The organism is Vreelandella piezotolerans, assembly GCF_012427705.1.
Classification (GTDB): Bacteria; Pseudomonadota; Gammaproteobacteria; order Pseudomonadales; family Halomonadaceae; genus Vreelandella; species Vreelandella piezotolerans.
This window is the reverse complement of the sequence record NZ_CP048602.1, coordinates 3860052-3875032: the sequence shown is the minus strand read 5'-3', so window position 1 is coordinate 3875032 and position 14981 is coordinate 3860052. Positions and strand designations below refer to the sequence as shown.

General features: G+C 52.2%; 15 protein-coding genes and 3 pseudogenes. 14 read left to right on the top strand and 4 right to left on the bottom strand.

Annotated features, from left to right (window positions below; genetic code table 11):
• Positions 1 to 300: 300 nt before the first annotated feature.
• From GYM47_RS17900 to GYM47_RS17860, 9 genes are all read left to right on the top strand, one after another.
• Positions 301 to 672, top strand: a complete 372-nt coding sequence (locus tag GYM47_RS17900) for a copper resistance CopC family protein (RefSeq protein ID WP_153843654.1) — start codon at positions 301 to 303, stop codon at positions 670 to 672.
• A gap of 165 nt (positions 673 to 837) precedes the next feature.
• The gene (locus GYM47_RS17895; RefSeq protein ID WP_231125633.1) at positions 838 to 1581 is read left to right on the top strand and encodes a copper resistance D family protein; all 744 of its coding nucleotides are present in this window, start codon (positions 838 to 840) and stop codon (positions 1579 to 1581) included.
• 283 nt (positions 1582 to 1864) lie between these two features.
• Positions 1865 to 2398: a cupredoxin domain-containing protein gene (locus tag GYM47_RS17890; protein WP_054641625.1), complete on the top strand. Its 534-nt coding sequence runs from the start codon at positions 1865 to 1867 to the stop codon at positions 2396 to 2398.
• A 14-nt stretch (positions 2399 to 2412) separates the two neighbouring features.
• On the top strand, positions 2413 to 3078 hold the full coding sequence (locus tag GYM47_RS17885; protein WP_153843656.1) for a response regulator transcription factor: 666 nt from the start codon (positions 2413 to 2415) through the stop codon (positions 3076 to 3078).
• Between the two features lie 76 nt (positions 3079 to 3154).
• Complete coding sequence (locus tag GYM47_RS17880) at positions 3155 to 4399, top strand: sensor histidine kinase (RefSeq protein ID WP_231125634.1); 1245 nt, start codon at positions 3155 to 3157, stop codon at positions 4397 to 4399.
• 68 nt (positions 4400 to 4467) lie between these two features.
• A complete protein-coding gene (locus GYM47_RS17875) occupies positions 4468 to 6324 on the top strand; it encodes a copper resistance system multicopper oxidase (RefSeq protein ID WP_168444480.1) in 1857 nt (618 codons plus the stop codon).
• A gap of 9 nt (positions 6325 to 6333) precedes the next feature.
• Positions 6334 to 7104, top strand: a complete 771-nt coding sequence (locus GYM47_RS17870) for a copper resistance protein B (RefSeq protein ID WP_153843659.1) — start codon at positions 6334 to 6336, stop codon at positions 7102 to 7104.
• Positions 7105 to 7234: 130 nt separating this feature from the next.
• On the top strand, positions 7235 to 7645 hold the full coding sequence (locus GYM47_RS17865; RefSeq protein ID WP_153843660.1) for a hypothetical protein: 411 nt from the start codon (positions 7235 to 7237) through the stop codon (positions 7643 to 7645).
• Positions 7646 to 7811: 166 nt separating this feature from the next.
• Positions 7812 to 8291 carry a DcaP family trimeric outer membrane transporter gene (locus tag GYM47_RS17860; RefSeq protein WP_153843661.1) on the top strand — a complete coding sequence of 160 codons (480 nt, stop codon included), beginning with the start codon at positions 7812 to 7814 and terminating at the stop codon, positions 8289 to 8291.
• A gap of 27 nt (positions 8292 to 8318) precedes the next feature.
• On the opposite strand, the gene GYM47_RS17855 is transcribed toward GYM47_RS17860, so the two are convergent.
• Positions 8319 to 9484, bottom strand: a protein-coding gene (locus tag GYM47_RS17855) for an IS3 family transposase (RefSeq protein ID WP_168444466.1) whose coding sequence is annotated in 2 segments (ribosomal slippage) — positions 8319 to 9223 and positions 9223 to 9484 — 1167 coding nt in all. Because the reading frame shifts where the segments join, the coding sequence is not laid out codon by codon here.
• Positions 9485 to 9646: 162 nt separating this feature from the next.
• Between GYM47_RS17855 and GYM47_RS17850 the strand changes: the two genes are divergently transcribed.
• On the top strand, positions 9647 to 10243 hold the full coding sequence (locus tag GYM47_RS17850) for a DcaP family trimeric outer membrane transporter (protein WP_231128596.1): 597 nt from the start codon (positions 9647 to 9649) through the stop codon (positions 10241 to 10243).
• A 143-nt stretch (positions 10244 to 10386) separates the two neighbouring features.
• Here GYM47_RS17850 and GYM47_RS17845 read toward each other — a convergent pair.
• From GYM47_RS17845 to GYM47_RS17835, 3 genes and pseudogenes are all read right to left on the bottom strand, one after another.
• A pseudogene (locus GYM47_RS17845) lies at positions 10387 to 10605 on the bottom strand (transposase); the annotation flags it as partial.
• A 233-nt stretch (positions 10606 to 10838) separates the two neighbouring features.
• Positions 10839 to 11168: a four-helix bundle copper-binding protein gene (locus GYM47_RS18630; protein ID WP_153844207.1), complete on the bottom strand. Its 330-nt coding sequence runs from the start codon at positions 11166 to 11168 to the stop codon at positions 10839 to 10841.
• 421 nt (positions 11169 to 11589) lie between these two features.
• Positions 11590 to 12312 carry a cytochrome c biogenesis CcdA family protein gene (locus GYM47_RS17835; RefSeq protein WP_022522193.1) on the bottom strand — a complete coding sequence of 241 codons (723 nt, stop codon included), beginning with the start codon at positions 12310 to 12312 and terminating at the stop codon, positions 11590 to 11592.
• 247 nt (positions 12313 to 12559) lie between these two features.
• On the opposite strand from GYM47_RS17835, the pseudogene GYM47_RS17830 reads away from it, so the two are divergent.
• The 4 genes and pseudogenes from GYM47_RS17830 to GYM47_RS17815 all read left to right on the top strand — a co-directional run.
• Positions 12560 to 12934 (top strand): annotated as a pseudogene (locus GYM47_RS17830) (redoxin domain-containing protein); the annotation flags it as partial.
• A 59-nt stretch (positions 12935 to 12993) separates the two neighbouring features.
• A protein-coding gene (locus GYM47_RS17825; protein WP_168444466.1) for an IS3 family transposase occupies positions 12994 to 14159 on the top strand; the annotation gives its coding sequence in 2 pieces (ribosomal slippage) (positions 12994 to 13255 and positions 13255 to 14159; 1167 coding nt in all).
• A 31-nt stretch (positions 14160 to 14190) separates the two neighbouring features.
• Positions 14191 to 14454: pseudogene (locus GYM47_RS17820) on the top strand (thioredoxin domain-containing protein); the annotation flags it as partial.
• Positions 14455 to 14525: 71 nt separating this feature from the next.
• Positions 14526 to 14933, top strand: coding sequence for a heavy metal-responsive transcriptional regulator (locus GYM47_RS17815; protein ID WP_153844204.1), 408 nt, complete (start codon positions 14526 to 14528; stop codon positions 14931 to 14933).
• The last annotated feature ends 48 nt before the right edge of the window (positions 14934 to 14981 follow it).

The window sequence follows — 14981 nt, the reverse complement described above, 5'->3', positions numbered from 1 at the left end:
AGAAGGCGGAGTTAGCTTTCGTTATAAGCCTACAACCTATAGGTGGCCCAAAGGTAAAGGAGAAACCGATCCCAATACCTAAGTGTTGTCACAGATCATTTTTTCCGCCATTTTCAGCCCTGCTTCAGGTTGGCACGCTATAACACCTACACATTTCTTTGAAGATTCATACGACGCCATGCGCCTTGTTCGCCAAACAGGGAAAATGAACGATGTAAGAAGGCTCAACCGAATCAGTTTTAGCGCCTCCGCGATGAAGTAACAATATCCATTCAACCCTGAAAAACATAAGGATACGGTATGCAAAAGAAGACGAGTTCGCTCCCTATCATTCACGCTTCCTTAGCAACGCTGTTGCTGTCGCTAGCAATCCCAGTGCTGGCCCATGAAGGGGCCGCAAGCACTTCGCCTAAGGATGGCGTCACCATTCAGGATTCCCCAGCAGAGATTGGCATCGAGTTTGGTGGCATGATGCGCATCACCCAGTTTGAAGTGGCAGGCCCGGACGGCCACGTTCCTCTTGATGGTCAGCCAGGCAGTGAACAGGTCGATCGCTACTTCGTAAAGCCCAGTGACACTCTTTCGGCTGGGGATTACCAGGTGCGCTGGCGTGGCCTATCGGATGACGGGCACATGATGTCCGACGGTTTTAACTTCTCGGTCGAGCCCTGACCCGTGGCCTGGTGGTTCTCCGTAAATAGCCTCGACGTCTGGACCGTCGCGATGATTCTCGTGGCGGCTGGGGTTTACCTTAGTGCCCTAGTCGCGACGGGGGCCGTGTTGTTTCGTCTAGCGTTTCCCCGACTCCCTGATCACGACCGGAGGCGCGTCGCCCGCATGGGCGTCTTTGCTGCCTGGGCGGGGGTCATTCTGATTCTGTTCCAGTGGCCTTTAGAAGCTGGTTACCTTGGGGGCGGCAATATATCTGCTGCAACCAACCCAATGCTGCTCGGAATCGTGTTTGAGGGTGCGTCCGGGGGCCGGCTAATGCTGGCGGTAGCTGGCTTGCTGCTGGTTCAGGCGATTCAGCTTAATAACTTAGCGCACTCGAAAACAGCCAACAGCGTGAGCCTAGTAGGCGTTTTATTGGTGATGCTGGCATTCGTGCAGGTGGGGCATACAGTAAACACCCCACGCCTCGTTCTGGCTGGCTTGCTGATCGTTCACCTGATGGCGGCAGCATTTTGGGTGGCCTCGCTTTGGCCGCTGTTCCATTTAGTTGGACGGGGTCACAACCAGGACAATACCGCCCACATTCTGACCCGTTTCGGGAAAATCGCCATGGGCGGAGTTGGCGTGTTGGTACTGGCGGGCGTCACTTTGGCCACGCTGCTAACAGGCGGTCTCACACCCCTGCTCACCACGGCATATGGACAGTTCTTGATCGGCAAGGTATTGATTGTGGCGGCGCTACTGTTATTTGCTGCCGCGAACAAGTGGCGGCTTGTGCCGGCCTTTGAGAGCGGCGACGCAACAGCCCCAGGACGGTTACAGAGAAGTATTGCACTGGAGATGGTGCTGGTCGCGGTTATCTTGTTGATCACGGCAGTGCTGACAAGAGTGTCATCACCGAATGGGTGACTAACAGGTCAACCACCTTGTTGAGCCGTTCCAGAGCTCGAAATTAACGGTCTCCTTCTTATGGGCCTTACGCTGAGGTTTAGGCGGAGGCTGCCATAGGCAATTGCACCAACAAGACGAAAAGTCATTGCTGCAGCGTTGACTCTAATCAGGGGGGGCAGGATCCATCATCATGTTAGAAATGCTTTTGGGTAGCAGGCCATATTTTTACGTTAGGTTCAGGCTCGTTTCAGGTTAACGCCGTATAAAGAACAAGTGACAATAACCTCTGAGGTAAATGACCATGCGCAACATCTCCTTAACAACGTCTTTGTTTGCCCTTTCACTCAGTTTGATAACGAGTGCGGCATGGGCTTCGCCCGGCCAAGGCAGTGGTGACAATGGCCTAACCGAGGCTGACGTTGACCGCACGATCAGCCTTGAGGCTGGCGATATGTGGTTCGACCCTGAAGAGCTAGAACTGGCGGCTGGGGAGGTGGTTAAATTTGAAATCACCAACACCGGCAATTTAGAGCATGAATTTGTGATTGGTAGCAAAGAAGCCCAAGAAGAACATCGCCAGATGATGCTAAACATGGCCAATGGCGGAGGCCATGACATGTCGAATATGGCACACGGTGAAGGCCACGATATGTCCAATATGTCAAACGGCGATGGTCACGATATGGCCAATATGAGTATGGCAGGTGTCACCATTGCGCCTGGTGAAACCGGGACTTTATTATGGAGTGTCCCTGACAATGTTAACGAGCTAGAGTATGCCTGTAACATTCCTGGTCATTATGAATCCGGCATGTACGGCAATTTTTCTCTCTAATCTGACGTATATCCATGAAACTGTTGCTACTTGAAGATGATGACTTGCTAGCGGAAAGCTTGGCAGAGAGTCTCAAAGACAACGGTTACCTGGTTGATTTGGCCGCCTCATTGAAAGCGGCCAAGTCGCTGATGGCAACCGAGCATTATGAACTGGCGATCTTAGATGTCGGTTTGCCCGACGGCTCAGGGCTGGATCTGCTCGCCCAGTGGCGCAGGCAAAAACGCGACACGCCTATTTTGATCCTGACGGCCCGCGATACCTGGGAAGATAAAGTTGTCGGTCTTGAGACGGGGGCCGATGACTATCTTACCAAGCCCTTCCACGAAGCCGAACTGATGGCCCGGCTGAAGGCCTTGCTACGCAGGCAGTCTGGTCAGTTATCTCAAGTGATCACGCTTAACGGCATTTCGTTGGATGAAGCGGGTCAACGAGTGTGCTTAGAAGGTGAAACGTGGCGTTCGCTCACAGCGACCGAGTTTCGGTTACTGCGCTACTTAATGCTTCATCCAGACCGTATTCACTCGAAAGATCAGCTACTAGAGCAGCTCTACGCCTTGGATCAGGACGCTGCCGCACCTAACTTGGTGGAAGTCTACATCGCTCGTCTGCGCCGTTATCTCGGTAAATCAGTCATTCAAACGCGACGTGGTCAGGGGTATTTCTTTGCTTCACATTGATAGACGCAGTTTACGCATTCGGCTACTCGCATGGTTAGGCGGCGTCGCGCTACTGGTGGTGGTCACCACGTGGCTATTGCACGGGATCTTTTTACAGAGCCTGGCAAGGGATTTTTTAGGTGAACGCTTACAACGTGAAGCAAACCACGCGGTCGCGCAGCTAGAGCAAGACCAAACGGCTGTACCGACTGCGCTCGACTCGGTTAGCCAAGGCTATCAAGTCTTTCATCATCTCTACGTACTCCGTTTCAATGGCTCGGTCAACGCTTCTGACCCGCAATGGCAGCAACAGCTGGCTCCGTTGCTAGATGAGAGCGGCGATGCCCTAATAGATGTGAATCGCGGAACACAGCACATGCTCGTCTATCGCCGCCATTTTGAGTGGCAGGGCACGCAGGGTGTGCTATTGGTGGGCGAGGATTTTTCCCAAGTAGAAGCAGGGCTTGCAACTTTACACTGGTGGGTCGGTGGGATCGCCGCCGTGCTTTTAGGGATGCTCATCATACTCAACATGCTAGCGGTTAACCGTGGACTCATACCACTCTGGCAACTGCGCCAACAACTTGAAGCATTGCGATCAGGCAAACGTGATCGCTTGTCATTAGTAGCCCCTTCGGAGCTAGATGAATTAGTCGACCAGTTGAACTGGTTCATGGACGACATTGATCTTCGTCTGAAGCGCTCGCGAGAATCGGTCGCCAACCTATCACACGCATTAAAAACCCCGCTGGCAGCAATTACCCAAGTACTGCGCGGCAATCGGCCCATTGATGAAAACCGACGGCATAAACTGCTCAGTCGTATTGAAGATATTAACGCTCAGTTAGCTGCAGAGCTGCGTCGTTCGCGTATTGCAGGGCCTAACGCGGGTCGAATGGCGAACGTCACGCGAGATAGTTCACGGCTCATCGAGATGTTCCGTAGTCTTTACCCTGAGCGCATTTTCAACCTTACCCACTCGGCACACGAGAAAGACCAAGTGCCTATTGAGGCTCACGACTTTTCTGAAATATTAGGCATCGTGCTCGATAACGCTGGCAAATGGTCGAATAGGTGCATTAATTGCGATATTGCCGTCTCCACTACCACACTCACGCTCACCACTGATGATGACGGTTTCGGCGTTGCAGAAGAAGATCTTTCGCGCTTGGGAGAGCGTGGCACACGATTGGATGAACGCCGTCCCGGCTACGGCTTAGGCCTGTCGATTCTTGCGCAGTTAATTGCCCGCTACTCAGGGCACTCGCGCTTTGAGCGTAGTCCACTGGGTGGACTGCGCGTTACGGTTACGTTGCCTCTTGCAGTTGAAGTGATTAATTAATCACTATTCAGCTTTGATTCAGCTTCTTCCATCAAGATGGTGCCATTCATCATTGATGGGAGTTACACATGGCACGCTCAAGCATCATTTCTCACCCGCTTTCTCGCCGGCAGGTCCTAAAAGGCGGCGCTGCCCTAGGAATAGGTTCCGCTGCGGCAATGGGATTAACCCCCGCCTGGGCAAACCCCTGGGGCCGCAGCAATGTCTACGCGCAGGGCGTTGAAGAAGGACCCGAGGTATCGCTGGCGATCCGCCGTGAATCGTTGCCTATTGACGGACAAGAAGCCCAACCAATTACCATTAACGGTACCAGTCCTGGCCCGCTGATTCGTTTGAAAGAAGGTCAAGACGCCGTACTGCGTGTCACCAACCTGCTGGACGAGTCCACCTCCATCCACTGGCATGGTCTTATTCTACCGCCGGAAATGGATGGTGTGCCTGGTGTCAGTTTTGCCGGTATCGCCCCTGGTGAAACTTTTACCTATCGTTTCCCTGTCAGGCAGAACGGCACCTACTGGTACCACAGCCACTCAGGTCTGCAGGAACAGCTAGGCCATGCGGGGCCGCTGATTATCGACGCCGCCGAGCGCGAGCCTATCCGTTACGACCGTGAGCATGTGTTACTGCTCACCGACTGGACCTTTGAAGAACCGATGTCGGTGTTCCGTAATCTGAAAACCATGGAAGGCTATTACAACTTCCAAGAGCGCACGATTGCTGATTTTTTCGCCGATGTACGCGAAAAGGGTTTCTCACAAACCGCCGAGATGCGCGGTATGTGGGCCCAAATGCGTATGAGCTCGCGGGATATCGCCGATGTCACCGGCAGCACTTATACCTACCTGCTCAACGGCCACTCCCCCCAGGAAAACTGGAACGCGCTGTTCAAGGCCGGTGAGCGGGTACGGCTACGCGTGATTAACGGTTCGGCCATGTCATACTTCGATGTCCGTATACCTGGCCTGAAGATGACCGTGGTGGCCGCCGATGGCCAGCCAGTGCAACCCGTGCCTGTTGATGAGTTCCGTATTGGCGTGGCGGAAACGTACGATGTGCTTGTTTCACCAGAAGATGATCGAGCCTATACCATCTTCGCCGAAGCCATGGATCGGAGTGGCTACGCTCGCGCCACGCTAGCCCCGCGTGAAGGCATGCAGGCGGAGATTCCCAAGCGCCGCCAAATTGCCGACCGCGGCATGGAAGCCATGGGTGCCCACGGTATGGGCGGTATGGATCACTCCAACATGGCGGGGATGGATCACTCTGGCATGTCCAACATGTCGGGGATGGATCACTCTGGCATGTCCAACATGTCGGGGATGGATCATTCCAGCATGGCTGGGATGGATCACTCCGGTATGTCCAACATGCAAGGCATGGATCACTCTACTATGGGGGGGATGGCAGCCGAGCAGGCCAAAATAGGCGCAAATGGTTTGCTTCTCGCCGGTGAAGCTCAGCCGGGCTCTCGCTATAACCAGGCGGGAATCGGCATTGATCCTGACGAACGACGCGTATTGGTTTACCGGGATCTCAAAGCGTTCACACCATGGCCTGATCGCCGTGAGCCAGGCCGTGAGCTTGAGCTGCACCTGACCGGCAATATGGAGCGTTATATGTGGTCGTTCGACGGTAAGAAGTTTAGCGAAGTGACCGGCCCTATTCATTTTGAGAAAGATGAGCGGCTGCGCCTAATTCTGATTAACGACACCATGATGGAGCATCCTATTCACCTCCACGGTATGTGGATGGAGCTAGAAAACGGCCAAGGGGAATTGATACCACGCAAACACACCCTAAATGTGAAGCCCGGTGAGCGCGTATCTGCGTTGATCACCGCAGATGCAGAGGGCAGTTGGGCGTTCCACTGCCACCTTCTCTATCACATGGATGCTGGCATGTTCCGCGTTGTTCAAGTTTCTTAAGGAGGCAGTATGAAAATTAAGCGCTACTTAACCCTCGCCAGCGCCGCCCTTGGCATGGCCGCCGCCACGACCGCTCAAGCCGAAGATGGCTATGCGGCACCAGACAGTTGGCCAGCGCCCACTGAGGAACATAATATGGGTATGGCACTGTTTGATCGGCTCGAATATAGCGTGCCTGATAAAGGCCCAGAAGCCGTGGTATGGGACTTTCAAGGCTGGTACGGCGGCGATATCAACCGCATTTACCTAAAGTCAGAAGGCGAAAATGTCCAGGGCGACGGCGAAGATGCTGAGTTTGAGTCTTTGGAACTACTCTATAGTCGTTTAGTGGCTGATTTTTGGGAGTTACAGGGGGGGATCGGTTATCAAGGCGGTGTTTTCTCAGATGATCACGCTGAACGCACCTATGGGGTTGTCGGCCTGCAAGGCGTAATGCCCTACGGCATTGAAACCGACGTGGCATTACAAGTGAGTGAAGATGGCGACGTGGCCGCCAGTTTTGAAGGCGAATACGATCTGCGCCTGACTCAGCGGCTCTACCTACAGCCGCGCACCGAAATTGCCGTGGCCGCCAGTGAAGTTGAGGAGTTTGGTGTGGGTGAGGGCCTTAACTCAGTGCGTGTCGGCATGCGCCTGGGCTACGAAGTGACCAGACGCTTTGCGCCTTACGTGGGCGCTTACTGGGTAAAAGAGTATGGCGATACCGCTGACCTTTCTCGTGCTGGCGGGAATAATACCGAAGATACCGGCGTGGTGGCAGGTGTCAGGTTAATGTTTTAAATCGTTAAGCACTCTATAACTTGCGCCACCGAAAGGTGGCGTTTTTTTTTGCTAATAAACCACTAAATTCAGCTTCATTTCAAAAATCACAGCTAATATAACCATGTAACCAACCACTGGAGTAGTTATCATGAAAGTTAAATCAATTCTCTTTGGAGCGCTTGTCGCTAGCATTTTTTCAACGCCAGCATTGGCTAACTTTGGCACGACCACCCAAGACCTGCCTCTCCTTGAAAGAGGTGTCTCTTCTACACAATTGCTGGCCCAAGGCCAATCAAAGCGTTTCAATATCAACATTCAACAAGCGACTACGCTGAAGATAGCAAGTGAGCACTTTCCAGGATTTACCAGCACTGGCAACCGCATTTCAGCTGTTCTTTATAATGAGGCGGGACAGCAGGTAGCAGAAGCTTCCAGCCCACGGGGGCACTTCGAACTTGTTCGTCAGCTGCAACCGGGTAATTATCAGCTTGAGGTAACAGGAAGATCAAGGGGAGGCAGTGATGATAACCGTTATTATGAACTACATGTCGCCTATTGATATCCTTTAGTCTTGACATGAATTAAGAAGGTCAGCCATGAGCTGACCTTTTTTATGAAAAACTAGTATCTCGGCAAACAAATTCAGCTTTAATTCAGGAGTTTTCGCTAACTTTATAGTGCCGCAATCGGCGTAAAAACAAGACAATTCATAAAGAGGTGTCATCATGTGGAATAACAAGAAGATTCCCTTGGTCAGCATGACGGTTATGGCCTTGGCAATCGGCTCGACGTATGTTTCGGCCCTGGAAACCCAAGTGGGAGAGACCACCGTGGGGCTTTATGGCTACGCCAGGCTGAACATGGCTTACAACTTCGATCGGGATGCCGGATCAGCTAACGAAGGTTACTTTGCTGAAGTCGCAGGATCGGAAGATGAGAGGGGTGTCGGGGATCAGTTTCAAGTCACCGCGACACAAAGCCGTATCGGCTTTCGGACCAGTACGCCTGTCGAGGGGGGCACGCTAGACACCGTTATCGAAGGGGATTTCTGGTCCTACAACGATGATAATACGCGCTTCAGACTACGGCATGCCTATGGGTCCTGGAATGGCATTCTGGCAGGGCAAACCTGGTCGAATTACACCACCTTCGTCGCCGCCACGCCCACACTGGATTTCCTCGGCACGGCGGGAAGCAATGGCTGATCTTACCCAGCAACAGTGGACACTGGTTTAAGCGATCATTCGGGCTTCAAATGCCTCTGGGCTAATCATCCCAATAGCACTGTGCCGCCGTTGCTTGTTGTAGTCCAGTTCGATGTATTCAAACACCTGGCGCTTCATCGTATCCCGCGCTTTAAATGGCTCTCCGTGGATCGCTTCCACCTTGAGACTGTGAAAGAAGCTTTCGGCACACGCGTTATCATAGCAGTTGCCTTTAGCGCTCATGCTGCACCTAAGCTCATGACGGGTAAGCAGCGATTGGTAAAGCGTGGAACAGTACTGACTACCTCGGTCAGAGTGAACTATCACGCCTTTGGGCATTTTCCGTTTCCATAGCGCCATCTGAAGCGCGTCACAGACAAGATCGGCTGTCATACGCTCACTCATTGCCCAACCGACCACTTTCCGAGAGTAAAGATCAATGAGCACGGCTAGGTAAAGCCAGCCTTCGCCCGTCGCTAAATAGGTGATGTCACCTGCCCACTTTTGATTGGGGGCTGATGCCATGAAGTTTTGCTCTAGTAGATTCGGCGCCACTGGCAGCGAATGCCGAGAGTTCGTGGTGGCCTTAAACTTGCGGGCTGCTTTAGCGCGCAAGCCTTGACGCTGTAAGCTGGCAGCCACCGTCTTACGGTTGATCGGCATGCCATCATCTTGCAGGTCTAGAGCTAATCTCGGGGCGCCTGAGCGGCCTTTACGCTGGTGAAAAGCCTCAGCCACACGCTGATCGAGAATGGCCTGCTGGCTGCGTTTTGGAGACGATGCACCCTCGCGTTGCCGCCAAGCGTAGTAGCCGCTTCGAGCGACCCCAACAACATGGCACATCCGTTGAACGCTGAAAGCCTGACGATGACGATGGATAAAGGCGTACTTCACTTCAGGCTCTTCGCAAAGTACACCGCGGCTTTTTTTGTGATGGCCAGCTCTTCATTTGCTTCGGCTAATTGGCGCTTCAAGCGAGCGTTTTCTTCTGCTAACGACCGCTCTCGTTCAGATGTGTCTTGCTGCAGCTGTGCTTTAGAGCGCCATTGATAGAGCTGACTCGCGTGTATTCCCAGTTCACGAGCCGCTGCTGCAACGCCAATGCGATCAGCGAGTGCTAACGCTTCTTGACGGTAGGTATCTGAGTAACGGGTATAGGATTTTTTCTTCATTGATGTTGTCGATCTTGCCATGGTTCACCTCAGCGTAGCGTATTACATTTTTGAGGTGTCCACTGTTACTGGGCAGGATCAGGCTATGGGTCGCGCCTAGCCCAGTTGCGCTACACCATGGGAGGATTCTCGATAGCCGCGGAAGACCCTCAAGCTCAATTGGCTGAGAATATAGATGGCTCAGTGCCAGAAGATGATTTGCTACCGGATAATGACGATGCCGTATCATCGATGCCCGCGTTGAGCCTGCGCTATGAAGATAGTATGGGTGACTTTTCCTACTCAATCGCCGGCATCGCCCGGCAGCTGAAGTACGATACCGGAAGCGAAAAGGATACGGAAATGGGCTATGGGGCCTTCGCCGCAGGTGCCTACCATGCCGGACCGGTGACCTTGAGAGCGATCGTGAACGCCAGCGAGGGGGCGAACAGTTACCTCTATCTGTCTGGCGATTACTTCAACGGTGCCGATGCCTACGTCGATACCAACGGTAAGCTGCAAACGCTATCTGGCGATGGCGGAGCCCTTGGTCTTTCTTATCAAATATCACCACAGTATTCACTGAACGCGTCCCATGGCTATACCGATGTCGAATTGGGCGACCCTACCGTAGGTGGGAATGCAGGTAGAAAGAACAAGAATACATTTCTTAATCTGATATGGACTCCCAACGAACGCTTGATGTACGGAATTGAGTACGGCTATTTCGAAACGGAGTTGGCCGATGGCCGTGAAGAAGATGCGAGCCGTGTGATGGTGGCTGCCCAGTATAGTTTCTAGGGTGAGTTAGTAGCATAGCAGAGAAGCTGTTTTGATCGATTGCTTGGGCGTATGCCCAAGCTTTTTTATGGTTCTTCGTCACTTCATGTGGGGCCTGATCGAACAGGCGACCCACAATACCACTGTCACTAAACTGAATAAGAAAGATCAGTCGCGTCGGGAACACTTTTGATGACCAAATCGATACAGATGAAGTCGCGCATGGCCTGGCTGTCATAGATGGCATCTTCAAGCGCTTCGTCGACCAGTGCATACCATTGCTGAAGGAAGTAGATCCGCAACATCTGTCCCAGGAACCGTTCCCGGCGGGTGACCTTCTTATTGTTCTGGTGCTCAGCCTGAGCAAACGAGATCTGTTTCATCGAGAACTCTGGCGGGTAGTGGAAAACTGTATTTTGCCCTGCCGGTGGCACTTAGGCAGCAACGGTCGTATTTATGCAGTGTTTCCTTAAAAGAGGCTCGCAGTAGGCTTGCTTCTACTAGAGTTTATTTCAAAATAATTACCTCAATAATTTGAAAGCCTGAGTTAAAGCAAATGAATTTCTCCATAGAAGTTCACGTCGAGCCGGAGCGCTTGCCCCGGCTGGTTTGAAGCTTAGCTGGCCATTGCGGCACATTCTTCAGCGCAGCGATGACAAGATTGAGCACACTCTTGACAATGGGTTGCATCATGTTTTGCACACTCATCACCACACTTTTTACAAATGTCGGCACATAGACGGCAGATCTCGTGCGCAAACTCGCTTTCTTGTGCCATGAATGAAGCGGCTAACCGGCAAATTTGAGCACATTGCATGTTAAGGCGAATACATTCCGCCATCATTTTTACGTCGTCTTCTTTTAGGCACTCAGTTGCACACTTGTCACAATACGCTGCACATACGTGACAAGCTTCAATGCAATTCTCATATTTTCCAAAATCCATCTCGATTCTCCATTTATTAAATCAGATTTTATTCACCATAGCTCTTGCTTGGCATAATAAAGCTAGAACAACCTAAAAGAAAAATCAAGGAAAGGTAATCAGGTAACTACTCACGAAATATAAAGTTAAAAAGGTAGCTGTGCGCTACTTGCCAATAATTTTTAATTATTCAGTTAAGATTCAGGAAGGCCTACTATAGTAAATGTTTTTCAAAAAATACTGCAGCATTCGCTGCGCCTGGAAGTTAGCTCGCCACGAAGCCCCTAATTAAAGTAAGTAGGTGAGAAAACTAAATTAATAATGAGAGGAATCAAGTTCTAAGCTTTATAAAAAATAATCTCCTTTTAGGAGACTAGCTCAGCCTAATAAGCTTCCTAAGGAGTCAGTATGAAAATTAATATCTACTTCTCTGACGGCCTGGCTACCCCAGGGTCGCCAGGGAGGGAAAAAGGTCGACCATGATACTGGAAAGCCGCGTCATGGTACCCGAGACGATGGCGATGCCCATCAGGATCACAACCGTGCCCGCCACGGGGCGAGCATAGGCGCTCCACCTTCCTAGGCTTTGCCGATGCAGAGCGAATCGGTTAATCAGTAAAGTGCTGGCAAGAAAAGGTAGCGCTAGGCCAGCCGAGTAGGCACTGAGATATATCATTCCAGCCTGGGCACTAGCAGCATTGGACGTGGCCATCAAGATGGCGCCCAGGATGGGGCCGATACAGGGCGTCCAGCCGATGGCAAAAGATACCCCGAACACAGTAGCCGAAAGCGGAGAGCCACCCTGGACATTGGGGGTGAACTGAAAGGTACGCTGGAAAAGCGGCAATCGGAACACGCCGGTCATGAAGAGGCCCAGCACGATCACCGCCGAGCCGGCAACCCAGTTGAATTCTTGGCGATACCCTCGCATCAGTTGCCCGATACTACTGGCGCCGAGCCCGAGTAGGATGAACACGATGCTGAAGCCGAAGACGAAGAAGGCACTGAGGGTCAATGCCTCTAACCGCCTGTCGGCTTTACCGGCACTACCGCCTGTGACCACCGACAGGTAGGCCGGTAACAGGGGCAGCGTGCAGGGCGAGAAGAAGGAGACCAATCCGCCGATAAAGGCGCCGACCAAGCCGATGGAAGAGAGAGATTCCAATGTGTTATCGCAACTTAAGTTATGGAGACGGCCAACAAGGGTATTGATACCAATCCCATGGTGCTACCTCCTATCATATCCATTTTAACGCCGTAAGAATTTTAAGGCTTACAGCTGCTTTAAGGTCAACCTTTATTGACAAATTATTTGTCTCCTATCGAATTGCAAATATTACACATCAGGCTTGACCTTAAAGTTGACTTCAAAGTTATGGTGGCTACTCAATGAATGACATGAGGACATTTCCATGGCGCTACAACTGGGCGAGACAGCACCAAACTTCACGATCGAATCCACACAAGGCACGGTCAACTTTCACCAATGGCTTGACGACAGCTGGGCGGTTCTGTTCTCGCACCCCGCTGATTTTACGCCAGTATGCACCACAGAACTGGGCGCGTTTGCCAAGCGAAAGAACGAATTCACCAAGCGGGGTGCCAAACTGGTTGGGGTTTCGGTGGATCCCCTCAGCTCTCACCACGACTGGCTGGGGGATATTGAACAGACTCAGGGCACGGCCCTGAACTACCCCTTGCTGGCTGACGAAGATCAGGTGGTAGCGAAGCTTTATGGAATGATCCATCCCAAAGCCGACCCCAAACTGACGGTGCGTACGGTCTTTGATCCTGCCCAGTAACAGTGGACACCTCAAAAATGTAATACGCTACGCTGAGGTGAACCATGGCAAGATCGACAACATCAATGAAGAAAAAATCCTATACCCGTTACTCAGATACCTACCGTCAAGAAGCGTTAGCACTCGCTGATCGCATTGGCGTTGCAGCAGCGGCTCGTGAACTGGGAATACACGCGAGTCAGCTCTATCAATGGCGCTCTAAAGCACAGCTGCAGCAAGACACATCTGAACGAGAGCGGTCGTTAGCAGAAGAAAACGCTCGCTTGAAGCGCCAATTAGCCGAAGCAAATGAAGAGCTGGCCATCACAAAAAAAGCCGCGGTGTACTTTGCGAAGAGCCTGAAGTGAAGTACGCCTTTATCCATCGTCATCGTCAGGCTTTCAGCGTTCAACGGATGTGCCATGTTGTTGGGGTCGCTCGAAGCGGCTACTACGCTTGGCGGCAACGCGAGGGTGCATCGTCTCCAAAACGCAGCCAGCAGGCCATTCTCGATCAGCGTGTGGCTGAGGCTTTTCACCAGCGTAAAGGCCGCTCAGGCGCCCCGAGATTAGCTCTAGACCTGCAAGATGATGGCATGCCGATCAACCGTAAGACGGTGGCTGCCAGCTTACAGCGTCAAGGCTTGCGCGCTAAAGCAGCCCGCAAGTTTAAGGCCACCACGAACTCTCGGCATTCGCTGCCAGTGGCGCCGAATCTACTAGAGCAAAACTTCATGGCATCAGCCCCCAATCAAAAGTGGGCAGGTGACATCACCTATTTAGCGACGGGCGAAGGCTGGCTTTACCTAGCCGTGCTCATTGATCTTTACTCTCGGAAAGTGGTCGGTTGGGCAATGAGTGAGCGTATGACAGCCGATCTTGTCTGTGACGCGCTTCAGATGGCGCTATGGAAACGGAAAATGCCCAAAGGCGTGATAGTTCACTCTGACCGAGGTAGTCAGTACTGTTCCACGCTTTACCAATCGCTGCTTACCCGTCATGAGCTTAGGTGCAGCATGAGCGCTAAAGGCAACTGCTATGATAACGCGTGTGCCGAAAGCTTCTTTCACAGTCTCAAGGTGGAAGCGATCCACGGAGAGCCATTTAAAGCGCGGGATACGATGAAGCGCCAGGTGTTTGAATACATCGAACTGGACTACAACAAGCAACGGCGGCACAGTGCTATTGGGATGATTAGCCCAGAGGCATTTGAAGCCCGAATGATCGCTTAAACCAGTGTCCACTGTTGCTGGGTAAGATCACTTCATCATCGATTCTGACAAGAAAATTCGTCTCACTTTGACGTATCCACCCAGCACAGGACGTAATGTCGACGAGATACTGCGGGTTCTCGATTCGCTTCAGCTAACTGACAAGCACAAAGTGGCCACCCCAGTTGACTGGCAAAACGGTGACGATGTCATCATCTCGCCATCGCTATCGAATGATGACGCTAGGCAACACTTTCCCGAAGGCTGGAACACCAAGACGCCCTACCTTAGGGTCGTGCGCCAACCGGAGCAATAGGAGCCCCGACCGGTAGATTCGTTGAGTCAGGCTGCCAGAAGCTTAGATTAATAATGTCGTGAGGTAACGCTATGCAAACACTAAGTATCGGCGAGCTTGCCGAACGAAGCGGGGTCGCTAGCCAGGCGATTCGATTCTACGAAAAAGAGAAACTTATGCCTCCTCCGAGGAGGACCGATGCCAACTATCGGCGTTACCCACTGGAAGTTGTGGATCGGTTGCAGTTTATCGTCCATGCCAAGCAGTGGGGCTTCACGCTGCAAGAGATTCGGGAGCTGCTAATGCTTCAGGATGCTAATGGCGACCGGGCGCAAGCTAAACGCATCGCCGGGGAGAAGCTGCACAAGGTGCGCGAGCAGATCAAACACCTCACGCGGATTGAAGCCGTATTATCGAAAACACTGAGCGAGTGTGCAGGCGAAGGGCCTATGCAGGAAGGCTGCCCGATTGTTGAAGCTATCGCTGAGCAGGCTGAATGATCAGCACTTTCTCGACAGCGAACATGGGGAATCAAGCTCGCATATCGG

Coding starts and splice junctions, on each gene's coding strand:
- GYM47_RS17865 (WP_153843660.1), top strand. CDS start 7,235: ATGAAAGTTAAATCAATTCTCTTTGGAGCGCTTGTCGCTAGCATTTTT.
- GYM47_RS17895 (WP_231125633.1), top strand. CDS start 838: ATGGGCGTCTTTGCTGCCTGGGCGGGGGTCATTCTGATTCTGTTCCAG.
- GYM47_RS17870 (WP_153843659.1), top strand. CDS start 6,334: ATGAAAATTAAGCGCTACTTAACCCTCGCCAGCGCCGCCCTTGGCATG.
- GYM47_RS17815 (WP_153844204.1), top strand. CDS start 14,526: ATGCAAACACTAAGTATCGGCGAGCTTGCCGAACGAAGCGGGGTCGCT.
- GYM47_RS17875 (WP_168444480.1), top strand. CDS start 4,468: ATGGCACGCTCAAGCATCATTTCTCACCCGCTTTCTCGCCGGCAGGTC.
- GYM47_RS17890 (WP_054641625.1), top strand. CDS start 1,865: ATGCGCAACATCTCCTTAACAACGTCTTTGTTTGCCCTTTCACTCAGT.
- GYM47_RS17885 (WP_153843656.1), top strand. CDS start 2,413: ATGAAACTGTTGCTACTTGAAGATGATGACTTGCTAGCGGAAAGCTTG.
- GYM47_RS18630 (WP_153844207.1), bottom strand. CDS start 11,168: ATGGATTTTGGAAAATATGAGAATTGCATTGAAGCTTGTCACGTATGT.
- GYM47_RS17900 (WP_153843654.1), top strand. CDS start 301: ATGCAAAAGAAGACGAGTTCGCTCCCTATCATTCACGCTTCCTTAGCA.
- GYM47_RS17860 (WP_153843661.1), top strand. CDS start 7,812: ATGTGGAATAACAAGAAGATTCCCTTGGTCAGCATGACGGTTATGGCC.